24 protein-coding genes and 1 pseudogene are annotated in these 26,018 nt (G+C 44.9%); 5 read left to right on the forward strand and 20 right to left on the reverse strand.

All coding sequences use genetic code 11. The features are described from left to right. Positions 1–21: 21 nt before the first annotated feature. The 5 genes from RE628_RS28165 to RE628_RS29920 form a co-directional block, all read right to left on the reverse strand. Entirely contained in the window at positions 22–447 is a 426-nt protein-coding gene (locus RE628_RS28165) for an SRPBCC family protein (RefSeq protein ID WP_309156631.1), read from the reverse strand. A gap of 39 nt (positions 448–486) precedes the next feature. Next, complete coding sequence (gene trpB / locus RE628_RS28170; RefSeq protein ID WP_309156633.1) at positions 487–1,650, reverse strand: tryptophan synthase subunit beta; 1,164 nt, start codon at positions 1,648–1,650, stop codon at positions 487–489. A 116-nt stretch (positions 1,651–1,766) separates the two neighbouring features. Further along, complete coding sequence (hprK, locus tag RE628_RS28175; RefSeq protein WP_309156634.1) at positions 1,767–2,684, reverse strand: HPr(Ser) kinase/phosphatase; 918 nt, start codon at positions 2,682–2,684, stop codon at positions 1,767–1,769. Positions 2,685–2,930: 246 nt separating this feature from the next. Then, positions 2,931–3,368: a CarD family transcriptional regulator gene (locus RE628_RS28180; protein WP_309156635.1), complete on the reverse strand. Its 438-nt coding sequence runs from the start codon at positions 3,366–3,368 to the stop codon at positions 2,931–2,933. After that, entirely contained in the window at positions 3,328–3,471 is a 144-nt protein-coding gene (locus tag RE628_RS29920) for a CarD family transcriptional regulator (protein ID WP_375143017.1), read from the reverse strand. Before RE628_RS29920 ends, RE628_RS28180 begins: the two co-directional genes overlap by 41 nt. A gap of 119 nt (positions 3,472–3,590) precedes the next feature. Between RE628_RS29920 and RE628_RS28185 the strand changes: the two genes are divergently transcribed. Beyond that, positions 3,591–4,007, forward strand: a complete 417-nt coding sequence (locus RE628_RS28185; RefSeq protein WP_309156636.1) for a MarR family winged helix-turn-helix transcriptional regulator — start codon at positions 3,591–3,593, stop codon at positions 4,005–4,007. 69 nt (positions 4,008–4,076) lie between these two features. On the opposite strand, the gene RE628_RS28190 is transcribed toward RE628_RS28185, so the two are convergent. Together RE628_RS28190 and RE628_RS28195 are read right to left on the reverse strand one after the other, a co-directional pair. Beyond that, on the reverse strand, positions 4,077–6,122 hold the full coding sequence (locus RE628_RS28190) for a methyl-accepting chemotaxis protein (protein ID WP_309156637.1): 2,046 nt from the start codon (positions 6,120–6,122) through the stop codon (positions 4,077–4,079). Between the two features lie 416 nt (positions 6,123–6,538). Further along, a complete protein-coding gene (locus RE628_RS28195) occupies positions 6,539–7,933 on the reverse strand; it encodes an MATE family efflux transporter (protein ID WP_309156638.1) in 1,395 nt (464 codons plus the stop codon). Between the two features lie 201 nt (positions 7,934–8,134). Here RE628_RS28195 and RE628_RS28200 point away from each other — a divergent pair, with 201 nt between their 5' ends. Then, entirely contained in the window at positions 8,135–8,965 is an 831-nt protein-coding gene (locus RE628_RS28200) for an alpha/beta hydrolase (protein WP_309156639.1), read from the forward strand. Between the two features lie 153 nt (positions 8,966–9,118). Then, positions 9,119–9,718 (forward strand): DUF4062 domain-containing protein, encoded by a 600-nt coding sequence (locus RE628_RS28205; RefSeq protein WP_309156640.1) that lies wholly within the window; start codon positions 9,119–9,121, stop codon positions 9,716–9,718. 556 nt (positions 9,719–10,274) lie between these two features. Here the strand turns inward: RE628_RS28205 and RE628_RS28210 are convergent. From RE628_RS28210 to RE628_RS28225, 4 genes and pseudogenes are all read right to left on the reverse strand, one after another. Next, positions 10,275–10,958, reverse strand: coding sequence for an alpha/beta fold hydrolase (locus tag RE628_RS28210; RefSeq protein WP_309156641.1), 684 nt, complete (start codon positions 10,956–10,958; stop codon positions 10,275–10,277). A gap of 233 nt (positions 10,959–11,191) precedes the next feature. Further along, on the reverse strand, positions 11,192–11,806 hold the full coding sequence (locus tag RE628_RS28215; protein WP_309156642.1) for a potassium channel family protein: 615 nt from the start codon (positions 11,804–11,806) through the stop codon (positions 11,192–11,194). A gap of 273 nt (positions 11,807–12,079) precedes the next feature. Next, a pseudogene (locus RE628_RS28220) lies at positions 12,080–12,542 on the reverse strand (phage tail protein). Positions 12,543–12,560: 18 nt separating this feature from the next. Further along, complete coding sequence (locus RE628_RS28225; protein ID WP_309156643.1) at positions 12,561–13,040, reverse strand: GyrI-like domain-containing protein; 480 nt, start codon at positions 13,038–13,040, stop codon at positions 12,561–12,563. A gap of 109 nt (positions 13,041–13,149) precedes the next feature. On the opposite strand from RE628_RS28225, the gene RE628_RS28230 reads away from it, so the two are divergent. Beyond that, the gene (locus RE628_RS28230) at positions 13,150–14,115 is read left to right on the forward strand and encodes a helix-turn-helix transcriptional regulator (protein ID WP_309156644.1); all 966 of its coding nucleotides are present in this window, start codon (positions 13,150–13,152) and stop codon (positions 14,113–14,115) included. A 69-nt stretch (positions 14,116–14,184) separates the two neighbouring features. Here RE628_RS28230 and RE628_RS28235 read toward each other — a convergent pair whose 3' ends face one another. The 7 genes from RE628_RS28235 to RE628_RS28265 form a co-directional block, all read right to left on the reverse strand. Beyond that, positions 14,185–17,121, reverse strand: a complete 2,937-nt coding sequence (locus tag RE628_RS28235) for a glycosyl hydrolase 115 family protein (RefSeq protein ID WP_309156645.1) — start codon at positions 17,119–17,121, stop codon at positions 14,185–14,187. Positions 17,122–17,334: 213 nt separating this feature from the next. Next, on the reverse strand, positions 17,335–17,844 hold the full coding sequence (locus tag RE628_RS28240; protein ID WP_309156646.1) for a phosphotransferase: 510 nt from the start codon (positions 17,842–17,844) through the stop codon (positions 17,335–17,337). Next, complete coding sequence (locus tag RE628_RS28245; RefSeq protein WP_309156647.1) at positions 17,804–18,055, reverse strand: hypothetical protein; 252 nt, start codon at positions 18,053–18,055, stop codon at positions 17,804–17,806. The genes RE628_RS28240 and RE628_RS28245 overlap by 41 nt, the downstream gene beginning before the upstream one ends. Positions 18,056–18,080: 25 nt before the next feature. After that, complete coding sequence (locus RE628_RS28250; RefSeq protein WP_309156648.1) at positions 18,081–18,344, reverse strand: hypothetical protein; 264 nt, start codon at positions 18,342–18,344, stop codon at positions 18,081–18,083. 587 nt (positions 18,345–18,931) lie between these two features. Next, entirely contained in the window at positions 18,932–19,273 is a 342-nt protein-coding gene (locus tag RE628_RS29925; RefSeq protein ID WP_375143018.1) for a hypothetical protein, read from the reverse strand. A gap of 211 nt (positions 19,274–19,484) precedes the next feature. Then, positions 19,485–20,006: an S-layer homology domain-containing protein gene (locus RE628_RS28260; RefSeq protein WP_309156649.1), complete on the reverse strand. Its 522-nt coding sequence runs from the start codon at positions 20,004–20,006 to the stop codon at positions 19,485–19,487. After that, positions 19,966–23,223, reverse strand: coding sequence for a fibronectin type III domain-containing protein (locus RE628_RS28265; protein ID WP_309156650.1), 3,258 nt, complete (start codon positions 23,221–23,223; stop codon positions 19,966–19,968). Before RE628_RS28265 ends, RE628_RS28260 begins: the two co-directional genes overlap by 41 nt. Before the next feature lie 294 nt (positions 23,224–23,517). On the opposite strand from RE628_RS28265, the gene RE628_RS28270 reads away from it, so the two are divergent. After that, a complete protein-coding gene (locus tag RE628_RS28270; RefSeq protein ID WP_309156651.1) occupies positions 23,518–24,039 on the forward strand; it encodes a cupin domain-containing protein in 522 nt (173 codons plus the stop codon). A 105-nt stretch (positions 24,040–24,144) separates the two neighbouring features. Here the strand turns inward: RE628_RS28270 and RE628_RS28275 are convergent, their stop codons facing one another. Continuing rightward, complete coding sequence (locus RE628_RS28275) at positions 24,145–25,419, reverse strand: methyl-accepting chemotaxis protein (protein ID WP_309156652.1); 1,275 nt, start codon at positions 25,417–25,419, stop codon at positions 24,145–24,147. Positions 25,420–25,663: 244 nt separating this feature from the next. Continuing rightward, positions 25,664–25,987, reverse strand: a complete 324-nt coding sequence (locus tag RE628_RS28280; protein WP_309156653.1) for a winged helix-turn-helix transcriptional regulator — start codon at positions 25,985–25,987, stop codon at positions 25,664–25,666. Positions 25,988–26,018: the final 31 nt, after the last annotated feature.

Genomic DNA, 26,018 nt, shown 5'->3' on the forward strand with positions numbered 1-26,018 from the left:
TTTTCTCCATGCTATTTATCGCTAGATATTCTCGCAATATTTTTTGAAATTGTCTAAAATCGACTGCCAACCAGCTCTTTGCATCTCAACGGGGTTGGTGGCCTCAGCATCAAAGATTTCGATCACTTTCGTGCTGTCTTCCTGACTAACGAAAGTGATCGCTACTTTTCTTCCATCATCCATCGTGTATGAAATGAACTCGTTGATTCTGACATCATCATAAACTCCGCCGAAATCAAATCCAAAGCTGCCATCCTTCGCTTCCATTCTAGTGAGGAGCTTCCCGCCGACCCGTAGATCATTTTCGGCTTTTGGAGTGTGCCAATCATCGGAAGCGGAATTCCATTTTGTAAGATGCTGAGGTTCTGTCCAAAATTCCCAGACTTTCTCTACTGGTGTTTGAACTGTAGTTTCAATCGTTATCGATTCTTTATGCCCTGTCCCCATAAAGAAGCCCCCTCATTATTAGGTTTATTAATCGTCTGCTTACTTCTTAAGCATTTGGAACACTTGCTCGACATCCTTATCGCCGCGGCCGGACAGATTCACGATGAGAATCTGATCCTTATGCATCGTAGGAGCTAGCTTCTTAGCGTAGGCAACCGCATGAGCACTCTCAAGAGCAGGAATAATCCCCTCCGTACGGGACAATTCCTGGAAAACTTCAAGCACTTCCTCGTTAGTTACGGTCGCATATTCCGCCCGCCCAGAGACCTTAAGATGGCTATGTTCTGGCCCAATACCTGGGTAGTCCAGGCCTGCTGCAATGGAATAGGTCTTCTGCGGCTGACCTTCCTCATCGAGCAGTACTAGACATTTAAAGCCGTGGATGACGCTTGGAACGCCTTGTGTCAAGGTCGGAGCTTGATCAGGCTCGACCCCAATCAGACGAACGCTCGGCTCATCAATATAGTGGGCGAACGCGCCAATCGCATTACTACCGCCTCCAACGCAGGCAATCACCGCATCTGGCAGGCGACCTTCCTTCTCCAAGATCTGCCGTCTTGATTCTTCGCTAATGACGGATTGGAAGTGCTTGACCATCGTTGGAAATGGATGAGGCCCAACCGCGGAACCCAGCAGATAAAATGTATTCTGATAGTTCTCCACCAGATCATTCAGCGCTTCATCTACCGCATCCTTCAACCGACCTTGTCCTTTATTAACAGGAACAACGGTAGCTCCCAGCAGTTCCATCCGGAACACGTTCAGCGCTTGGCGGCGAGTATCTTCAGCCCCCATATAGATGACACATTCCATATCGAACATAGCGCAGGCCGTCGCTGTGGCTACTCCGTGCTGTCCGGCGCCAGTTTCGGCAATAATCCGCTTTGCACCCATTCTTTTGGCAAGCAGAATCTGGCCGATAGCGTTGTTGATTTTATGCGCGCCCGTATGGTTTAAATCTTCCCGTTTCAAATAAATCTTAGCCCCGCCCCAATCATCGGACAATCGCTGTGCATACGTCAATGGACTCTCACGTCCCACGTATTCACGCAAATAATAGCGAAGTTCTTCATTAAATTCGGGATCATCCTTGAATTTGTAGAATTGCTCACTTAAATAGTCCATAACCTCTTGCAATTGTGGCGGAACGAAGCTACCTCCGAACTCTCCAAAATACCCCTCTTGCTGCAGCTGTTGGCTCATCTTGTAACACCTCCATAATAGATACAATTGAAAATTTTTCTTACTATCGTACCATAATTTTCTGCTTATGGGCGGTATTATTTCTGAGCCCCTTTCCGTCAAAAACATGACTGTACTTAGGACTGCATCTCGTCCTCGATCCGCTTCATGAACTCTTCCGCGGCGCTGTAACCAAGCTGCTTGAGATACCAATTATTCGCCGCTGCCTCGATCAGACCAGCTACATCACGTCCCGGCTGCAGCTGAATTTCGATATGCGGTATCTGCACACCCAGATAATCAGTGAACTGAGGGACGACCTCCAGCTCATTGTTCAGAGAATCTCCCTTCCACGGGGTTAATTCGATATCAAGTACAATCCGCGTCTCGTCCTGAAAGGCTCTTCGCCCATATTGACGGACGACATTAATCAGTCCGACGCTGCGCAGAGCAAGAAATTCGCGGGTCGTCTCATTATGTGATCCAAGAAGAGTAGATGGACTGAGCCTCTTAAGCACCACTATATCGTCCGCCACAAATCGATGTCCCCTCCGGATGAGCGTATGAGCGGTCTCGCTTTTGCCAATGCCGGATTTACCCCTGAGCAGGATACCTATGCCGGAGACATTTATACATACCCCATGAATCGATACTTCCGGTGCCAATGCCTTCACTAGATAACCATCCAGCTTAACAATAAAATCCGTTGTTGTCTCTGATGTCCTCAGCAAAGGGATGCCTTCCTGCTCGCAGAACAGGGTTAGAAAAGGGATCTCCTGCTGGCCAGACGTCACAATAAAGCACGGTGGATGATATTTGACGATGTTCCCAATATGCAGCTTGCGTTCCTCTACCGTACGCGTCAATAAATAGGTAATCTCCTTACGTCCAAGTATTTGAACCCGCTTCATAGGGAAAAAATCAAAATACCCGACAAACTCTAGCCCCGGTCTGTGTGTACGAGGTCGGGTAATCTCGCGATCCATGTGGCCAGCTCCAGTAAGCACCTCTAATTTGAATACATCGGCCAGTCTCTGAACAGTGATCGTCTTCATGTGTCTCTCCTCCTTCGAACTATCTATTCTAGTTGGATTGATTTTAACAGAATTCTGTTACGAGTTCCTCTCTGTGTTCTAACAGTTATGAGACAGTTCATCCTATAGAGGTTGTTCACACTTATATTGAACCATTCACCCAACTGAACATCGCAAACCTAAAAAAATCACTAACCCTAAAACAGGATTAGTGATTTTTTTATTCGGTATTTTAATAGCCAGCGGGAATCTCTATTTATTCAACCATTAAGCACTCTGCGCAATTAAGCCGTTTACTTCATCCAATACAGCCTCATACGTAGTTCCCAACGCGATGGCAATTTCTTTGAACAATATATTTCGAGTTGAAGTTAACATGGTCTGATCTTGATTGCTCAGCTTTTTGTTATTTCTCTCGGCCCTTTGCTTTTGACGCATTAGCGTATTGATAATTTTAGCGATTTCTTCCCGGTTGCCAGAACGGATGACTTTAGAATACGTATGATTGCGATCTGTATTTTTCTCGATCCATTCCGTGCCCAGAGATCTAAAGGATTGTATGACCTCCTCGGCTTCCGCCGGGCCAATAAGGTTAAGCATGAGCAAGTTATGGTTGTCCACCGGGGCACTGATCTTTAAATTATCATCGCTCAACGGATGCAAATCATAATACAGTTTCAGTTTGCCTGGCAATTTCCTTCTCACTTATACTATCAATTTTGCATATGCCGTGTACTGAATATATAACTAAATGACCCACTTTAAACATGCTGATGACCTCCTCGCCATTTGTCAACCAAGTTGACATACTTCTCTATTATACACCATCGTCAACCCGGTTGACAATGAATAGCCTGCTTTTGTATATTGAATGAGCATATACCGAAAGGAATGATAATAATAAATATGGAATTGCATAACTTAAATGTGATAGACCTAGTAAGTGAGCTTCATATCCGTCTTCGCAGCTTAAACAATCAATTGTGGCATCAGAGCCATGATATCCATATATCCAACTCAGAATGGTACATTATGTCAAGGACCTACAAGAAGCAGGTAACCATATCCTATGTCGCAAGGCAGATGGAAATTTCTCGTCAGGCTACACATAAGTTCATTAAAAATTTAGAGTCCAAAGGCTTGGTAGAAATCAACAATGCACAGCATAATAACAAGGACAAATGCATCCAGCTTACAAAGCTCGGCGAAGAATGTTTTGAACAGAACAGAGCCATTAGGGAAAAGCTCGAAGCGAAGATTATCGCCTCCATCGGAGCCGAGCGTACGGATCAGCTTGTGCAAATCTTGAATATGGATTGGGGATTGGATAATGTCTCATCTTAAAAAAACATCCCGTATAATACAGAAGAAGGACATCCTCTATAACTAGACGGATGTCCTTCTTTTAGTAGTTTATAACTTAAATCCTTTAACAAGACTTTGTAAATCATCAGCCATTTTCGCCAAGGATTCGGAGAACGAGTTAACTTCCTCCATGGAAGCCAATTGTTCCTCTGCTGCGGCCGAAATGTCCTTTGTGCCGTCAGCTGAATTTTTCGCCACTTCAGAGATTTGACTAACAATCTCAACGGCTTGTCCTGTACTGGATTGGATCTGCTGGGAATATGCAGTAACCTCTTGGATTTGTGCCGCTACTTCGTTAATGGATTGTTGAATGATCTCGAACGACTTTCCTGCATGATCGACAACTTCAATACCCAGGCCTACTTCTTTGGTTCCCTTGCCCATCGCCTCGACAGCTAACTGGGTCTCATTTTGAATCGAGGAGATCAGCAGCCCAATCTGTCCTGCCGAGTGAGCGGAATGCTCCGCCAATTTGCGGATTTCATCCGCAACTACGGCAAAGCCACGGCCATGCTCCCCTGCTCGAGCAGCTTCAATAGCAGCGTTGAGCGACAGTAGATTCGTCTGAGTCGCCATATCAGAGATGACTTTGGCCATATCTTCAATTTCGGCTGATCTTGCTCCCAGATTCGATATAATTTCGGCAATTTGCGTTACTGTATCTTTGATGGAGTGCATCTGTGCAATAACTGACTGAATCTCCTCGTTCCCTTCTCCAGCGGTTCGGGATGTCTGTATTGCCGAATCTGTCACTTGCTGTGCATTCGCAGCAACTTGCTGTACGTCTTCAGCAACTTCTGTGATCGAATTGACACTCGCTTCGGCATCATGAAGTTGCTTGTCCGTCCCTTCAGCCATTTGTTCAATGGTTAGAGCAATCTGTTGGGTCGCTTTGCTCGTTTGTTCGGCATTTGCGGACAGCTCTTCAGCCGAAGTTGCCACTTCTTCTGCCGTAAACTGAACCTTTGATATGAAGCTGCGTAAATTCTCTACCATTGCATTAACGGATTGAGATAATTGACCAACCTCGTCTCGGGAGCGGTTCTTTAATGCAGATACCGTTAGATCCCCTGAAGATATGCGTTCAGTAACAGAAGCAGCCTCCATAATTGGTCTAGTGATTTGTCGACTTACAAAATATGCAATGATGATAACAAGCACCATGACAAGCAAAACGACAATCGTGATTTCTTTTTTTACTGAATCAACCTGCTCCGTAATAGCTTTCTGAGGGAGGTGGAGATATAATCCATACCCCGACTGCGCCATCGGAGCATAGACAACGATAAAGGTTTTTCCCTCTTCTTTGTATGTAGTAGAACCAGAACTTGTTCCATGGGATTCCAAAATATTGGCCAAGTCCTGCGAAACGCCTGCTTCGCTAACCTTCTTCCCAATTAACTCTTTGTTCGGGTGGAGCTGGATTACTCCCTTTGAATCGACAACTACAGGATAGCCCGCTCCGTTATCGATATACAAATCCTTCGTGTATTCATTCATGAATGCTTCAAAGTCAACTAAACCGGTAAGAACTCCTAATACTTTATCGTTCTCTCCTTTTACCGATGTAGCTACGATAATCGATCTTTTTCCAGTAGATTTGGCAACTACGACTTCACTGTAGGCGTCTTTACCTTCCAACCCGCTCTTAATATACCCCCTTTCACTTAAGTCAACTCCGATATTACTCTCGAACGTATCTGCAGCTACAACCCCATTTTCGTTAGTAAACGTATTACCGTCGAAAACATTGGTGCTCTCAGTAAAGTTTTTAAGGAATTTAGATTTTGCCACTTCATCCGTAGATTTTATATCAGATGTAGAAGCCAAGATTTTTACTTCCGCCATCCGCTGTCCGATGTACTGGTCCACGGTGTTCGCTGTGGTGGTTACGAGCTTTTCATAACTATCTCTTTGCTTACTGATTAACGCCGAAGAAGATTGGTTAAAAATATAGAGCGATGTCGTAATCAACGGAATCAGTGCAACAATTAGAAATAAGCTTATGATCTTATTCCGCAACGTACCGATAAATAAACCTGTAGTTTTGCCAACCCCTTCCTTAGATTTTTTCATAAATTGAGAACTCTTCATCTTACACCCCTCCGTAATGTTGTACCTTTACCTTGCTGAATAAAATGTGGACTGCCGAAAATAAATTCGACAGTCCATGAATAACTTCGTTTCTGGTCGATTGCAATCTCAGTCGCGTTTAATCAAAAAATCCGGCTGGTGCAGTCACCCGAAAAGCTCCTTTACCCTTAAATCTTTGGAAATATTTGACTTCATGTTATGTATTTATACATTATTAATCGGACAGGTTTCAACATTTTTTTATATTATCCGACATCGTTTTTCAGAAAATTTTTCAAATTCACGAAAATTCATGCCTAACTCCTGTCAAAAAAGGCGAAGGCCCCGTATACTAAGGGTTACCTTCGCCCAGTTATTAAACCTGCTGCTCTCGCGAGCAGAATTTTGACTCTTTCCTACTCCTCCTCCGAGAGAAGCTAAGCTTGCGATTCGATGCCAACTTCCGGAGTGGAGAGCGGCTTCACCAGTGCCTTTTTCTCCCAAGCCCGGCTTCTCCAGCGAAGCAGCATGATAACTCCGCGCAACCATTCATCCACCGTAAACGCGATCCAAATACCAAGCAGCCCGATCCCAAAATGGACACCTAGCACATAAGCGAGTGGGACCGAAACTCCCCACATCGAAAGTACACCCATCATAACAGGAAACCGCGCATCGCCAGCAGCACGGAGCGAATTGATAATGACTGTATTAAAGGTTCTGCCAGGCTCAAGCACGATGGAAAGCAAGAAAATAGTTGCACCAACCGCAATAATGTCAGGATCCTTCGTGAACATACCGATCATCTGATAGCGGAATAGAAGCGATGCGATACCGACAATGACAAACGTTAGTAAGAAGCTGGTTCTCACGCTTTTAATCAGTCTCCGGTAAGCAGCCTTCATCTCCCCTGCGCCAACCATTTGTCCGACGATGATCTCCGTACCTGATCCAATCGCCATTGCAAGTGCCATAAAGTAGTTCGATACGTTCATGACATAAACATGCGTATTTAGAGCTGTAACGCCTATCATATTAACAAAGCTGATGATCATCAGATACTGCGACTGCCAGGAAAGATGCTCCCCCGCAGCTGGCAGACCAATGCTCATGATCTGCTTCACATATGAACCATCCCAGGTCACGTAGTCCTTACGATGAATCGGTGCAGGAATGCGACGGTATAGAATTACGATCAGAACGATAATGCCGAGCAAGCGGCTAATCACCGTCGAGACGGCTGCTCCTGTAACACCCCATTGCGGGAAGCCGAAGTTGCCGAAAATCAGCAAATAATTGCCGGTCATATGAATTATGTTGACGCCTAATGTAACATACATAACACTCTTCGTATGTCCAGTAGATCTGATGACTGACGAGATCGCATATGAGAGCGCCTCAATCCAGATAAATCCACCGATAATCTTTAGATAGTGACTGGCAATACCAACTTGTTCAGGATTCAAATTCAGCAATCGCAATAAGGGTTCTCCGAAGCTAAACAGTGCGATACTGACGATGATCCCGAAGATCAGATTAATCGTAATGGCGAGCGCCGAGATCCGACTTGCTTCCTGCTCTCGTCTGGCGCCAATGTACTGGGACACCGCAACACTCGTTCCAATTCCGACAAAGCCGAACATCAGAATACAGAAGAAAATAATTTCGTTGGCTAATCCAACAGCTCCTGTTGCCGTGTCAGAGACGCGGCTTAACATAAACACGTCCACTGTACCCAGTAGCATCCGTAGCACGGAATCTATGAAAATGGGCCAAGTTACGGCAAAGAGGCTTAGTTGTTTCCATGAAGGAATATGATCAGATGTCGTCACGTTTTTGTATGCTCCTATATAGGTCTATTCTTTACATCTACAATAGTTTAATAGGTGTAAACAAAAACGTCTATAACATTAAAAAACAATAAAATCGATCCCCGATTCATATACATGTTAAAAATTATACGGTATTCTTGTACATGGTATTATCACATATGATTTGAAGCAAGCAATCCAGCTAGAAAAGGAAGACTCATAATGAGTAATTTATATACTTTTGGCAATAAAGATGGCATTGAATTAACAGCACGAGTGTACTCTATAGCCTCTGACAAACCTGCGATTTTGTATTTTCATGGAGGTGGGCTGCTCTGTGGAGAAAAAGACGATTTACCTAAGGCCTATATTCAGAAATTCCTAGATTCAGGCCATCCATTTATCACTTTTGATTATCGACTTGCCCCCGAGGTAGGTCTACCAGATCTATATACTGATGTACAGGATGCAGTTAATTGGTTTCAAGCTAATTTTGAGCAAATCGGGCTTACCCATCATCGATTTATTTATTTCGGACGCTCTGCAGGAGCATACTTAACCTTCCTCGCTGCGAAAGATGACAGTCTGCCTAAACCGGAAAAAATGATAGCTTTCTACGGTTATCCAAGGCTCGATATTGATACATTCAGTTCCAAAACATATCAGCATATTACGCTTATACCTAAAGCTCTTGTTGACGGAATAATAGGAGACAAACCGGTTGTATACGGCCCTATCCATAAACGATATGCATTATATTTGCACGCACGCCAAACTGGAACCTGGATTTCTAGTTTATTTCATGACCCTACGACAAATGTAAATAACTACCAATTATCAGATGAGGATCTACACAAGCTTCCTCCTACTTTTATCGCACAATCTAGAACCGACTCAGATGTACCTTTTTATGTGAGCGGAACACTTCATAGCCAGATTCCGAATAGCGAATTATTCGTCGTCGATCAAGGAGAACATGATTTTGACCGTGACCCATCTAATCCGCTCGCGATCGAAGCTTATGAGAAGGCAATCGCATTTTGCATGGAGTAACAATTAAAAAACCAGTGTGTCACCTTATTATCTTTGGCTCACTGGTTTTTCTTATCTATATTAGATTGACTAAGCAGAAACTCGGAAAATATTGACATATAATACAGCCCGATGGTACGTTTTATAATAATTTTATTTATTATAAGGTGGCCTATGAGAAGAAAACTACAGATTTTTATATCGTCTACTTATCCCGATTTAATCGAGGAAAGGCATACCGCTGTGGAAGCCATACTTAAAGCAGGTCACATCCCTGCTGGAATTGAACAATTCTTCAAGCGCCCTCAAGCAGGAATTATTAAGAAGTGGATTGATGAATCCGATATATTCTTCCTGATTCTCGGAGGACTCTATGGGAACATGCTTCCGGACGGATCAAAAAGCCACACTCATTGGGCATTTGATTATGCCGGCGAAGTTGGTAAACCTAGATTCGCTTTTGTTCTCACCGATGAAGCCTTAAGACAGAAACCATACGACTTTGTAGTATTGGAGGACTATCCTCAGTACCAAAAGTTCAAGCAATCCGTAATAGAGACAGTACCTATATATCATATTGAAGATATGCGGCACATTCAGATGGTGATTCGTGATCAATTGCCCGAGCTTGCAAGAAGGGACGATTTATATGGCTGGGTCTCCGGCAAGGATGTCCAAGACGCAAAGAAGCTGTTGGAAGACAACACACATCTGTTGAAAGAGAATGCTAAATTGAAAGCTGAGCTAGAGGAAATAAAAAGAGCAAATCAATGACATGCAAAATTACGAAATTACTCAATACGGAATTTGATCAAAGGTTTGGATGGATGGGAAGCTGAAAAGGTAAATGATCCATCACAGCGCTAAATCAAGGGGGATTTCGCAAGTTACTGCAGTAACGGTTGCCACAGTGGCTATTTAGCCCATAATCCTCCATTTTGATTTTTAACGGTTGTCATGGAGCTTATTGATCGATTTTGATGTAAATATACCTACTCTTGATGGAAATAGGCGCTATGACAACCGTTAGACTGCGAAATGCGGCATATTACGATGAATAAAGGCTATGGCAACCGTTAGAAGCCACGACACCCTCATTCCGCATTTATTGGTTTCATCAAATCGTTGTTCGTTAATTTATTTGTTCGTATGTTCATCATCTGTTTGAACACTTATTGGAACTGCCATCGTGATGATCCCAGTATCAATAGAAGCTTATTTTTTTCTCACACTGCGTAAGTTTATCAATCCCGCCCCGCCTCGTAGAGCTTCTGCGCCACCATGGCAGGCCTTGTACGCGAATCCGTCATGTGGTCCCCATCACCAACAATCAGTCGGAACAGACCGAGCCGCATGGACATATGTGGATTCCACCCATAGCCTTCTCCCTGTGGCAATACGTTGTCCTGATAGAAATAGACATAGCTCCTTGGTGTAGACAATGCATAGAACGCCTTAAGATCCAATTTCTCAAAGAGCGGTTTAGCCGGTTAGGAACAACACCAGCATAGATTTGCCTAGCCACATCCAAGGTAGCGGTGTTGACGAACAATTCCCGAAACAACGGAAACGGAAGCATGATCGTGTCGTCCTTTGAACTAGCTCTAAGCTGCTCAAATCCTTGTCTCGTTTGCGGAGGTAACTCATCGGCAAGCGACTCGCCGTCTTTCAGTACAAATGCATCCCAGAAGACGAGGCGCTTAATACGGTCTGGTACCTGTTCGGCTACCTTCTGAATGACTGTTCCCCCAAAGCTGTGTCCAACAAGAATAATATCGTGCAAATTTAGCTCCGTTATAAAATCGACTACAGAATTCGTGACCATGGCATGCGTGACATTTTTGTTAGGATCATCTCCATGACCAGCATATTCCGGCGTATAGACGACATGCCCATTCCTGCGCAGTGCCGTCGCTATGCCGTCCCAGAAATGAGCATCGGCCCAGGAGCCATGCACAAGCACGAAGGTAAGCCGCTGCTCGACATGCACTTGATAGTTATTGTTCGATTCCATGGCTTCATCCCGTAAGAACCATCCACCTTCAAAATTAAGGGGAAAATACCTATAAGGCATAAACCGGTAATCGGTATAGGGAAATTGATGATTTTTTTGGCAATAAGGATACATGCACAAACATCCTCTCAAATCAGCATATATCAGCTTATGCCTAATGCGTTTGAGAGGTTCCCACCACTTGATCTATATATCGCTCATGCCCTCACGTCTGGTCTCCTAGCAATTATCCTTCACTGTCGTTGGTTATCTCTTAGTTTTTGGAGTTTCGCAATGATGTAATCGTAATCCAATTCATCGATATTCGGATATCCATTGATCTTCGATTTCACATCAATCAGTTCCTGTGGTAATTCTGTATTTGCACCTCTCGTAAAGATGGCTGCCACAGTACCTGTAACCACACCGATAACTCCAATTCCCGAAAGCATAAGTACACTTGCAATAATTCTCCCCACGGTTGTCACCGGTGAAATGTCCCCATAACCCACCGTAGTCATTGTGACAATCGCCCACCATAACGCATCCTCATATGTATGTATATCTGGCTCGATCAACTTCATTGGTAGAGCAACCACAAAAAGCATGGTCATAACAAGCAATAATAGATTATCAATCTTGTACTTCTTCAAAAACAGATCAAAGAGCGCTGTACGTCGATTCATAATCATCAGCAACCGCAATAGCCTAATAATTCGCACAAAACGCGCAGTTCGCAAAATGTGATCGATCGGGAGAATGGATATAAAGTCCAATGGATGTTCCCTAAAAAACTTCCATTTATTCTCACTTAGTGCCAGTCGGATAATGTAATCTACAAAGAACACTGCCCAAATAAACCTGTCCAAAATTACGCCCTCGACGGAAGGAAGGTCTAATGTAAGTGAAAGGACTACTAAAAGCCCCAGCCCTATTTCATAGATTAGTCCAAATGATATTTTCTTTGTCATTGATCCTCCTTTTCATCAATAAACGTTTGGAAAAATATTATTCTTCTCCATTATATTACCTTATTATCACTTATGATATGGTTCAGCTTGACGGATCTATCGGGCGGAAAACAGAATAAGCCTCTATTCCATACACGGAATAAAGGCTTATTTTTTATACTTTTGCTTACTTTAATACTCCCCTTTTATGACAAAGAACGAGCCCCGAATAGTTCCAGCAAGTTTAGATTTCTGCCTAGCAAACTTAAACTTCCCTTCTAGCTCCTGCGGTACCTCCATCCCTTCAGAAAGCTTAAAACCAACAGCCCGCTTCTTAGGGTCATCAACCGTATACATCACATTAAGTCCCAGACCATCTTCATAGAAGACGTAGGTAAACAGAATATTTTCTACTTGGAAACGCGACGTCTCTAAAGGTTTAGCTGCAAACTCAATATCACGTTCTTTTAATACTCGGTTCACATAATCAAGGTTCTCCTGGCTTTCACTAGCAGGTACAACCGTAAATTCATGCTTGTATTTATTCATAAAGTAACGCGCTTCATTCGCACGTAAGCCTGGCAAGCGCCTCTGCCACAGGAGAAGATTCTAAACCAACCGTAGACACATTTTTAAAATCAACGATATACGACATTCCAATCCTTCTCTCTATTTATTTACTAACAACAGGAATCCACATCTCACCAAACACTAAGCCGTCTCGCTGCCCCATATGAACCGTTGTATTTGGCCCACCAACATAGGCAAAATTCTTTGCTTCTGGTAACACTTGACCAAAGGCAATGCCAGCAAGCTTATTACTAAGCTCATCAGCCGTCGTCCCTTCCCCTTTTACAACCAGGTATTCCCCCTTAGGGAATTGAATAACCCTTGTTGCCTCTGGCAGTGATTCCTCTGTCATGACACCAGCATAGTGCATCATCTTATTGTTCACCGCTTCGTTCACAGCAAAAATGTAATCATTTGTGGCGATGGCTTTTAAAGTGGCTAGCCTTCCATCTTGTTCGACAGCCGACCAAAAGTCCGCCTTTTCCTTATTTATGCCAACAAAGTCTGTGTAATCGCTCTTCAGCTCTGTTCCAATCCCTAATACGGTAAAGCTTTCTTTTTCCTCCAACGCATATTGTGCCATAATCAAAACCATCCTCCTTTTTAAATGAACCAAATGATTTGTCTTTTCACTTGATGGGTTTATAATAGCCTTAAATCATGTCAAAAAGTGATACTGTTTAGGGGGCCCTATGAAAAAAGTTGAACGGATTAATATCATCATGCGCTATATTAACAATCGTGCCCACTTTACTATTTCTGAAATCATGCAAGAATTTAATATTTCTCGTTCGACAGCGATTCGAGATATCAGAGAAATTGAAGCCCTAGGGATGCCACTTGTCGCTGAAGTTGGGAGGGATGGAGGGTATTTTGTCATGAACAACTCTGTCCTTCCCACGGTTCGCTTTACCGATAATGAGATCAAAGCCCTTTTTATTGCCTTTATGGCCACAAGAAATCAACAACTTCCTTATCTAAAGAGTCGTCAGTCTTTAACTGAAAAATTACTAGGCCTCATCTCAGAAAACCAGCAAGACGACCTTGTTCTTTTAAATCAGATATTGCTGTTTGAAGGGACTAACCCCCATAATCCCGATCTACTTGATCTGTCAGACCTGCCCCATCCTATGGTAGAAAACCTCTTCCAAAGCCTTCTTTTAGATAGCTATTTATTGGTTACCATTCAAGAAGAGAAGATAACTCAATCATATCCCATTTTTCTCTTGCACCTTTATCACGAAAAAAGCCAATGGCTCATTGAAGGCTTTGACTTAAAGGAAGAGAAGCGGCGAATTTTCCCTGTCGACAATCTCATCCATGTAGAACCCTACCCTACGAAAAAAAGAGAAAATAAAAAAAAAATTTTAGAAAAACTCAGTAAACAGGAAGAAGCAATCAACCTTATCCTTGAGCTTGGTCCAAAGGCGATTGCCCAGTTTAGAAAATATCATCCTTTGAAAGCTTCCATTTCTTATACAAATCCTTACCAAACCACAGCCATTCTAAAGACTTTTATCAACGTGAACAGTTCAGAAGAATTAACCGAAATTACAAGTTGGCTACTTTTTCTAGGTGGGGATATCAAGATCAGGGAAATGCCCGAAGAAGTCTTAAAGATTCTACAAGAGAGATTTAAGATATGGAGGTTTGAATGAGCGCAACAGAAAGCTTCTATATATATGTGTACAAAAAAGAGGAAGCATGCGCCCCCTCCTTCACTCGTTCTAATGTTTAATAGCGTCTTTGCCTACATAATACGTTTCGGTAGGTCCTAAATAGCTGTCTGCAGGTTGCTTTCCTTCTGGATAGATCACCAATTTTTCCAATACAAAGCCTGGGCTAACTGCATAAATCCTCAATGTATTTAACCCTTCGCGGCACTGGATCCCCGTGCTGTATTTACGAATATGATCAAGAACTCCTTGTGCCCAATGATCGTCATCCACTCGGTATCCTTCAGGCATTGTATTGACGATGCTAATCGCTTCCTCATTCACTTGAACCCCACAGAATAACGAGCCTTGTTTGGTAACTGGATTAGATGGTTGCATATAGAGCTCTACCTCATACAGACCGCCTTCCTCTACTGCAAAATGATATTCCAGATAAGGTGCGTCCTTACCTGCAGTAAAGTATTCTGTAGTTGGATAAGCCTTCACAGCGGATAATGTCTTACCGTATCCTTCAATCACTTCGAATTTGCTAGCATTCCCATTAGGCTGGATGGCTTCCTGGTTCAGCGCATAATGCTCAGCTTCTATAGAAATATAACCATTCGTCTCGATAAAGGTCATATGAGGCAGTTTACTAAGGTCATCTTTGGGTACATTTACAACTATAGTACATCTACCTAATGGCATTTCTATTAAAATATGGCCTTCTGTCTCGTCGTTTATCGTACCACGGTCAACCTTTACATGAATGACATTTGTTGTTTGTTCTTTCCCGTCTAAGCTTCCGCTCGTCTTAGAACAGGTCAACCACGGATGATCACATGTAATCTTATACTCAGCAGTAAGATCGCTAATACTTGAAATGGTAAATGAAGCTTCCTCAACGTCCGGCTGTAGGAAATCATTCATATATAATTTGTTGATATGCCATGCGCTTCCTTCGCTACGCTGGGTCGTTCCATCTATTGCAACTACCAATCTCGGTTTATTCGCCGGTATAACATGCATGAGAATCGGATTTCGAGCTTCATCTTCATTCCACCTCGTGAAGCCGATATGCTCAGAGAGCCCCATACCGTACCACCTGCCATCATCCATTACATGATACAGATCAACAAGCTCTTTATCCTTTTTCATGCATTGTCTAATCTGTTCAGCAAGCTTATTGGCTTCCATTTCCCCTAGCTTTGCTTTGTAATGGTTTTTACTTGTGAGCAACCACATTTTCTGCAAATTGAGATTCCCTACGGTTGGATAATAGATTAGTGCGAAATAAGACGGTAACTTCCCTTCATCCACTGTCTTATATAGTTCATTAGCTAGATCTAATAGGTAATCTATTTGATTTAATAAATGATCTGTTTCCTTATAATTTACCGGATGGTATACATCTGAATTCATGTGCTCAGGTCTGCGTATATGTGCCATCTTGGTATAGCCTGTCAGGAGCTCAAAGATCTTCTCCATATCATCCTCATTGAACACGCCAGCAAACTGCTGCTGAATCCACTGTTTCGTATATAGATCCGTCTTATTAAGAGCATCGGTTCCCCATTGTTCAAAATCATACGCCAAATCAAGAAAATAGGATAACGGGAACTCCTGCGTACTAATATCACCCACATTGACGATCCAGAGATCACGGATTCCGAAGTCATAAGCCATCGTCATCTGCTCCCAAATTTTCGGGAGGTACGAACTGTTAATCCATTCAAAAGAGATCGGCCCGCCATGATAATCAAAATGATAATACATTCCATAACCACCTGGATGGTTACGCATTTCTTCCGTTGGCAATGTGCGGAGATTACCGTGGTTATCATCACAAAGCATTAGAATAATGTCCTCAAGCTCCTCGGAATGGATTAATCCTGGTGTCTGTTCATCTCCATAGAAGAAAGGCTCCACCTCTTTATATAAGGCCAACATTCTTGGTACTTCTGACAGGTCTGGATTGACATTTTCCCGGATCAATCGGTTCTGTGTATGTATGACTTCTCGCAGCAATTGAATATTATCGGACAGTGTAGCGCCTTTACCCATGATTGCAGTATCGGCTTCACCACGCATACCGACCGTAATCACACTTTCAAATTTGCCGCTTCGTTGAAGACCGTCTTCCCAGAATTTCGTAATCCCTTCTCTGTTCACAATGAAATTCCAGGCATCGCCATAGATTGAATCCTTACCACGGAGATATTTATATTCCTCACCAGATCGCAAACAAGGCTCGTGATGGGAAGCCCCCATGACGACTCCATATTCATCTGCCAGTTCCGCATTAGCCAAGCCGGGCCCATCATCATAAAATCGAGCTGACCACATCGCAGGCCAGAGATAATTTCCTTTCAATCTTAGCAATAACTCAAAAACGTGATCATACATTTCTGCGTTAAAACCGCCATAATTTTTCATCGTCCAATTGCCAAAGGCCGGCCATTCATCATTAATAAAAAAGCCGCGAAAACGAACGGATGGTTCTTTAGAGATATATTTCAAATTCTCACTCAGAGAGAACGATTCTTTCCACTCTGGCTTCACATTGGCCCAATCCACCAACGGAGAAACCCCAAGACACTCTGATAGATGAAAAAGACCGTAGATTGTACCGCGTTTATCACTTCCTGCGATAACCAATGCCTTCTCAACGCCTTCAAAGGGATGATCAATGACCTGGAATAAGAATACTTCTCTCTTCCCTTTGATGTCTGACAAATCGATCAACTTCTTCTCCTCAAGCTCGAGTAGCATTGGGCTACGACCCACGGTTCCATACAGAACAGCATTTTTGCCAAGCTGGCTTCTGTCTGTCGTTGCTTGTGGTGCATAACCAAAGACCAACTCCACATCATGCATAACCTTTTTAGCTATTTTGTTCACACCGACGAAAGCTTCCTCTTCCGAGTAAAATAGCGCGCCTGCTATTGATGCACTATCGTCTGTAGTGCTTACATTTTTAAGCATCTCTTGAGTAATAGTGAACTCCATAATAACTTCCTTTCTGCTGCTGTTTTCTCATACGATTGTATGCTCTCTTCATTTTATTACAGCCAGTATATATAAATTGGGGATTAAAAGATATGCACTCTACGAGCATGAATCTACCATAATCTCTCATGATCGACCAAAAGGCCATCCTATGCGGATGGCCTTTCGCTTTTTTCAACATCGTAGTCATGTACTAGGTTAACGTACCTCCGGTTAAAGATCTCCGAGAAGTGCATCGAATTGCTCCCAACGCTCCGCAGTGTGAATCATTTCTTCGGCAAAACGGGCAGGGGCCACACTGAACGATTCGATCGACGGCTGGATCCACCAAGACGATTCGATACACCAGACGTACTTGATTGCCCTCAAAATCGAGCCCGGCGGCAGCGACCGTACACTACGGTAGCCTTCAGTAAAAGCAACCACAGCATCTTTGTGAAGTCCATATTCGCTGAGCGTGCCGGAAAGGATAGCCCGTCCAAGGTCCAGTGCTGGAAACGAGTAGCGCGCCCGATCAAAATCAACGATGGCTGCTAGATGGTCCCCTTCGAAAAGCAAATTGTCCGCCCACAGATCAAGGTGGGTCCAGCCCGCACTCAGAGGCGGCACAAAGTCATCATTTTCAAGTGAATTAATAATCGACTTCTGTAATTGCAGTAAGTTCCTGACACGTTCAGACGAGTCACGAGCTGCATTCCAATTGACCTCCCAGGTGTGTTCCATCTCCTTGCGAGACAACTGCCAGACCAGGTCCTTCCGGCGGCACTGCTAATCCGAGCCCTATTGCTGCTGAGGAATCCCAGAAGGCATGCATATCCGCGGCAGCTCGTCCGAGTGAGTGCATCCTATGCTCACCAATCATTCCAGCAGGTACCATAGCCCCCGGACAGCACGTCATGACGGTCATGTACCTTCCGCACGGCAGGATGTGCATACAGCGCCCTTCCAGTGTCAACGGCTCAGGACACGGTCCTCCCGACTGATAAAAGAAGCTGCAGTTGCAGCGCATTTTCAATCTTGTCGCGGAACTCCGGATCATGCATCTTATACCGTCCGGGGTGATAGCTTTTGACGAACAGCCGCCCCTTGCTCGTCTCGACGATCCACTTCTCGTTCTTTAGCCCACGCCTTACACGCTTGGCAGACAGCAACTCAGTCAAAAAATGCTTCTTCAGCCAGCCCGCAATCTCGTCTATTAGCTGGTCCTCAGTCGTTAACGGCATTGAAATCCACCCTTTCTAATCAGCAGTTTGGATACCTATCCCTAAGGGAGCATTTGCTGACTTCTGATACCACCTGTTCCTCCCCGCCAGAAACGGGGTTGCAGCAAAATGTCACTGAATGGAGAACTCACCTGTTCATGAGGAGCGAGTATGACCGTAAGTTAGCCTTCGCGATTAAATTCCATGCCCCTCAAGTAATTCCTCCCAATTGCCAGCAATAACTTGCCGCTACTTATGATACAGTTCTCCGTATCATCCCAAAGGCGAAAAAAAGAATCTGATCTGTAAAAGATCAGACTCCTTATTTTAGCTCTCCGCCAATCACGAATAGCCCCTTTGGGCCGTCCAAAAGGGCTGTTCTTCCTGCGGCTATTGTGATTCGACTTCTGCCGCGACTGCTTCGGCTGGTGTCATCAAGCCTTGAACGGCGCCAAGAAACGGGCGTACGGACCTGATCATGCCGTATCCCAACTTCACGACCGGGACAAATCGCTGGATCATACCGAACAACCGTATGCCGCCGCCGAGTGCTCCCGTAGCAGCACCACCAAGTCCACCGAGGCCGCCAAATCCCCCGAACAGAGATCCTAATATGGGAAGAAAAGCTGATATTTGGGCGTCCGGCTTGCGGGAGCGGGAACGGACGGAAGACTTGCGCGATCGTGAACGGACGGATGGCTTACGTGAGCCGCTCCGTCTGCTGCCGGAACGACTGCCCGGGGCCTGGAGCCGGCTCTGTCCTGCTTAGACCTTGAGCCTTGATTCCCAGATGAGGTGCTCTGCTGAGCACCGACGCTAGCCAGCGCCAAGCCGCTGCTGTTCATGTCAGTAATGTAGCCGATGTAGGTTTTGCCGCTGTGCAGGGTGATACATACCGGCCGACCCTGAAGCCGTATAGCCTGTGTGAACACCTCTTTGGATTGTGCCATGGAAGTTCTTCACCTCGCTCACTGGTTATAGTTCATTGTACGCCAAGGGCGGACTACCTGCTTGTGCGAATGCAGCATGTGCACATGCCCTCTTCGCAGTGAAACACCAGTTCCCGGAGCCTGCTACCATTTGTAGGCAAACCAAAACCCCCTCAAAAGATACTTTCTTCAGAGGGGGCTTTCCGTCATTTATTTATACGAGCAGCTTCGATTACTTTACGATCGACATGATGACCGTGACGGCTTCTGCCCGCGTAGCTTTTTCTCCAGGCGCGAAGCGGTTACCGCTGACGCCTTGGATCAGTCCAGCTTGATAAGCCGCCGCGACGTAAGGTACTGCCCAGGAAGGGATATAATCCGCGTCGTTGAAGGCCAGCTTCGCAGCCGAATCAAGCGGCAGTCCGGCAGCGCGCACGAGAATAACTGCCATCTCCAAGCGCGTGAGCTGCTGATTAGGACGGAACGTTCCGTCCGTGTATCCGCTAATTAATCCAGAACCGACGGATTGATTAATCGCTTCAAGCGCCCATCCCGGGAATTGGCCTTGATCCGTAAAAGGAGTAATCTTTGATGTCCCCTTGATGGATAGCGCCCGAGAAATCATCGTTACGAATTCAGCGCGACTCACCTGCTGGTTCGGACGGAACGTTCCGTCCGCGTAACCGGTGACGATGCCTTTCGCAAGTGCTTTTTCAATTGAGCTTTTCGCCCAGTGGCCAGCAACATCGGTCACAGTCGAGGTGGAGCCTGTGCTGCTCCCGTACCACCGTTATTGGTATTTCCGTTATTGGAGCTCCCCCGTTAGGGCTGCCGCTATTACTGTTATTGTTATTACTGTTGTTAGCTGAATTGCTACTATTTCCAGTGTTAGTGCCAGCGTTTCCGCCATTACTTCCTCCTGTATTACCTCCGTTGTTGCCTCCATTACCGCCGTTGTTACCTCCGGTATTACCTCCGTTGTCACCACCATTTCCGCCGTTATCGCCTCCGGTATTACCTCCGTTGTCACCGCCATTGCCGCCATTGTTGCCTCCAGTATTACCTCCGTTGTCACCACCGTTGTCACCACCGTTACCGTTATTGGTCACGGCAATGGTCTCCGCAGAACTGGACTTTCCGTTAACCGCCTTGATGGCGAACTGGTAGGAATTATGCGGATCAAGTCCTGTGACGGTATAGCTGAAGGACGACGCATTTGCATCTGGGACGATTCTGGCATTCCAGTTCGGATCAAGTTGTCCATTCTTTTCGTAAATCCGGTATGCCGACGCCACGGAGCCGCTTTCCGACTTGCTCCAGGACAACACGGCCTGCCCATTCTGGATCGGACTCATCATGGCGCCTTGAACTGGACCTGGCTTGGCATCACTTTTGGTCAGGTTGAACTGATCGTATACATCCGTCGTACCCGTCTCTGTCGTCGTATAAGCCTTGAACGAAATGCTATCGTTCGTAATCGTAATGCCCGTGAACATCTCTTTACCTGGCTGCCCGTACTTGAATGCATACGGGAACGGTCCGCTCTTCGGCGTGTATCGTTTATCCCCTGCCGCATTACTCACAAGATACAAGGTTCCATTAGGGTTATCCATATTGCCGTTTGCGTCGACAGCTACCTTTTCAGGCACGTTGTTATACATTGGATACGTGCGGGTATAGGTATGGTCATGTCCACTTAGTACGACGTCAACGCCGATTTCATCGAACAAAGCGACAAGCTTGTCGCGGAAAAAGAGGACGTCACTATCCGAAGAGTGATTGGCCACTGAATATGGGGACTTATGGAACAAGACGATCTTCCACTTTTTATCCGTCTTGGCAGCCTCAGCACGAAGCCATTCCTCCTGCTTCTGATATACGGTGTCTATGTCTTTGGCTTCATTGTACTCCGTATTGATGACCATGAAGTGCGCCGGGCCGTAGTCAAAGGAATAGACCGATCCATCCGGCTTGGCCCCCGTATATGAGATGTTTGGCAAATTGAAATGATACCAGAAATTGTTGTTGGCTTTGCTCTCATGGTTACCCAGAGCCGGTACGAGTGGTGTATCTTTTAAGATGGAGTTCGGCTGGTTCAGTAACCACATCCATTGATTCTCGATATCCCCGTTATCGACAAGGTCACCCGTAATGGTGATAAAACGGGAATCCGGAAACTTTTTGAGGGCTTCATCAAGCGTGTGCTTCCAAGTCACGTATTCCCTTTCCGTCGTGCCCTGAGGGTCTGTCGTATACAGGAAAGTAAATGATTCCGGGTTCTGATCCGCCGTCTTAAAGGTTCCGATATCGCTCCAACGTCCCGCTTCGCCGTCACCGACACGGTAGCTGTATTCCGTACCTGGCTTCAGTCCGGTTGCCGTTACTTTATGGTCGGTATAAGACGTTTTTTTGCCTGCGCTTTTATCAGAACTCGATTGATAAACGTCAATCGGCATCGAATTTCCTTCGAAAGTCATGACACCCTCGGACGGCCAGTTACTGCCGGCAGCGCGAGATGCTTCAATCACTTCCACCTTCGTTCCCGTCACGGTTGGAATCGTGTACCAAGCGAATCCCTGGGAAGTTTGAACATCGCCGTTGAACGTCAGCGCGATCGCAGTTGGCGTCTCAGGTCCTGACGTAGAACCGCCGCCTGTTCCTGTATCTGTTGGGTTTGCAATCAGTTGCATATCAAAGTACAGATCCGAGCTGCTTTCGCTGCGCTGATGCACCTCGGCCGCGAGCGTGTTGACACCTTCGCGCAGAACCCCCTTCAGAGCTTGCGTTAGATCGGCCGTTTCGGTCACCGGCTCATCGATAGTCGTCGCGCTGAGCGTCTGGTAACCCGCTTCGCCATCCGGCATGTTGTAACGATAGACCTCTTGACCATTGGCATACAGAATGACGCCGTCGTCGATGCCAAAGGTTCCTACGATTTTTTTATAGTCAGCTAGACCCTTTACATTCATCGTCGTCCGGAAATACGATGTTATATATTTTTTGCTGCTGCTTGGCCCATAGCTGATGACTTGCTTAATACCGCCGAATACGGCCGTCGCTTTGGACACCGGATACCCAAGTGGAGCTGGGCCCGCGCTCCAGGCCGAATCGTTAAAATTCTCGGCGCGCCAGGCCGCACCTTGGTCGGAACCGTTATCGAGATATCTCCACGTCGAATTCGGAGCCATCAGCTTGATATTGGAAGTTTCAGCATTGCCGCTCTCTCCGTTATCATTGCTGCCATTTCCAGCGCCATTGTCACTACCATTGCCGCCAGGACCGCCGCTGCCGTTATTTTCATCTCCGCTGCCGGAACCATTTTGGCGCAGCTGTGCGGTAAGCTTCATGTCAAAATATAAATCTGAGCTGGATGCGCTCTGATTATGTACTTCCGCCGTAAACAGATTGTCGCCGTCCTTCAGCGCCCCCTTGAGGGTATCAGTCAGATCGGCATAAGTGACTACCGGCAGATCCTTGTTGGAGGTGGCCAGCTTACCGTATCCGACTTGGCCAACGGGCATTCCCGTCCGATAGATCTCTTGGCCATTGGCATACAAGATCAAGCCATCGTCCACACCAAACGTACCCTGAAAGGACGCGTAAGCATTGACGTCGGGGATGGAAATGATCTTGCTGAAATAAGACGTGATATGCTTGTTAGATGCATCGCCGCCAAAGCTGATGATCGTGTTGACTTTGCCAAACTCCTTGTCAGGCGCTACATCGCCCGAAGTCACTCCGCTTTTGACCTTGTATCCAAGGGGGGATAGCCCTACCGGCCAAGTGGAAAAATCGAACGCGCTCGTCATCGCCCCGCTGTAGTCGAGCCCTTCATCATTGTAGCTCCAGGTAGAGCTCGCAGGGATCAGATCCACGAAAGTAGAGCTTCCCGTCTGCACCATATCCGCTTCCGCTTGGACCTGGACACCCGGAAATGCCGCTGTAACAATCATAAAAATGGCTATCAACATTATGAGCCATTTCCGCCTATCAGATATACGCATCATATACACCTCACAGATAAGATAAGATTAGATCTTATCCTATCAGCGAATCATTCGGTAAATATTAATACCATGTAAATCATCTATAAAGTTATGAGACTCCACCCAAAATAACTCCTTGCTACAATTTCCCTAATTCATCTACAAACGCCACCAGACTGAATTGTTCCAACTGGTATAGACTTCTGCCTTCATTCTCACTACAATTGAATCAATGATTTGGAGATAACCATCACTTAACATAACCGGAGGTATACATCCATGATTAAGCATGGCGCAGAGTATTATATATCCAAGCTTGGGCTCGAACCCCATCCAGAAGGTGGGTATTACAAGAGAACTTTTGAATCTGAAGAAAAAACTTCAGATCAAGAATTGTCTGTTTCCTTTGAAGGGACAAGACTGCTGTATACAAGCATCTACTTTTTATTAGACTCCAATAATATCTCTCATTTCCATCGTTTGAAATCAGATGAGCTATGGTATTATCACGCAGGAAGCCCATTAACCGTACATGTTATTGATGAGAATGGAGAATATAAAGAGTTAAAATTAGGAACTAACTTGGATCAGGGAGAAGTCCCGCAAGTGCTGGTCCCCAAAAATAGTATCTTTGCTTCATCTGTTACGGATCAAGATACCTTTTCTTTAGTAGGGTGCATGGTTTCACCTGGTTTTGAGTTTAGAGATTTTGAGCTATTTACACAGGACGAGCTCTTGGCCGAATACCCTCAACATAAGGATGCCATTATGAAGTTGGCTTATGAAGTGATTCCAGTTTAGTAACTTCATTAATCGATAGGTTATATAAACAAAGACGTATAGGGAAGCCCTACTCTAAAATGGAGTATGATCCCAAATACGTCTTGTTCTATGTATCAGTATAATTTAGTTAGTTTCGAAAACCCGAATTTTCTCATTTAACAAATGGGCGTTATTGTAAAGAACTTCAGATGAAGCTGCAATCTCTTGCATGACCGCGGATTGCTCCTGCGTGTAAGCAGAGGCATGTCTGGCACTGTTTGCAATCTGATCAGATATGGAGGCAATCTCCTTTGTCTCAAGAAGGGTTTGCTGAATTTGCTCTCTTTGCTCTGTGACCACCTCAGCAATAACTTGAACAGTTTCAGATGTTTGACCTGCGGCATCTGTGATATCTATAAGCGCATGATTTACTTGTGCGCCTTTGGATGCTTCTGCGTTAATGGAGCTTACCTGACTTGTAATCTGATGAACTACAAGGCTAATCTGCTCCTGAATTTGTTGAATTAGCTTATTGATACCATCTACGGCCATCGTGCTTTGCTCTGCAAGCTTGCGAATCTCTGTTGCCACAACAGCAAAGCCTCGCCCTTCCTCCCCTGCTCTTGCTGCCTCTATTGAAGCATTTAGAGCAAGCAGATGCGTTTGATTCGCTATTTCTCCTACGATGACTGAAATATTATTAATCTCTTGCGCATCATGATCAAGCTGATTGACCATCTCGATAGATTGCTCGCTGGATTTCGCCAGCTTCAGCATTCCTTCCACAAGTGAATGAACAATAACTTCACTTTCCAGTAAAGTATGAGACATGTTCTGAGCCAAGGTACGGGCTCGTTCTGCTTTGCTGCTTACATCATGAGCCGCTTCTGTAATACGTTCTACAGTGGAGAATGTGTTCCTAGTCGATTCCGCTTGCTGATCCGCGCCTTTTGAAATATCCGTGATCGTATTGGATATCTCCTCGACTTGTTGTGTTGCTTGCAGAAGTGTGCGGCTTAGTTCAGATGCGTTGGAATTTGTATGGGCTGAGTTATTCGTGATCTCTTGAATAATAAGCCTGAGATTATTAAGCATCTTGGAGAATGATGTATATAGGATTTGGATCTCATCATTTGAACGGTGTTCAGGAATCACGACGTTCAGCTTGCCTGTTGCTGCTTCATTTACAGTTGCTGTTAGCTTGACCAAAGGTCTGACTAAGTACAGAGCAGCCAGCCACCCAAGCAGGCCTGTCCAGAAAATACCGAGGGCTAGAATGATAGGTATGTACAACACATCATCCATGTGGGGAGCAAGATAGTCTTTTAATACAAATATGAAAAAACCACTTGTACTATAGGTGACTAATGAAACACCAGCAATGCCAAGAACCATTTTTTTGATTAAGCTGAACTTCATCCACATTACCCCCGTACATAAATTGGAATAATACAATTACACAGAAATTTGAAGGTTAATCAGAAGAGTTTGGGTTCTAAGATTGTTCATGAGTCCAAATTGTTTGCATATATCATACCCTAATACTGGATGCTACTCAATAATTTTCCGTTCCTCCGTATCACTCGAATAGCAAATTTAAAGGACCCCATGGATGCCCCCAGTGCTACTCGCTACAGATCCCCTTGCCACATCACGTCATCATTTAGGACCCACTGTGTTCTTTTCCCCATGTACACAATACTTCCAGCACAGGCATCAGTGTCAAACCTTTAGGCGACAAAGTATATTCAACTTTAGGTGGGACCTGCGGATATTCCGTACGTACAAGTAAGTTGTCAGCTTCCAGTTCTTTTAACTGGGAACTAAGCATTTTGTGTGTGATGTTCCCCAATGCTCGCTTAAGTTCGCCATAGCGGAGAGTTTCTCTTTTCCATAGCCAGAACAAAATATGCATTTTCCATTTTCCATGAATTAATGAAATTGCATAAGAAAATGGCACAACATTAACCTCTTCTTGATTTTCCATTTTACACTCTCCTTTTAGATAGTATCTACCC

This window comes from Paenibacillus sp. D2_2 (assembly GCF_031199965.1).
In the GTDB taxonomy this organism is placed as follows: Bacteria; Bacillota; Bacilli; order Paenibacillales; family Paenibacillaceae; genus Fontibacillus.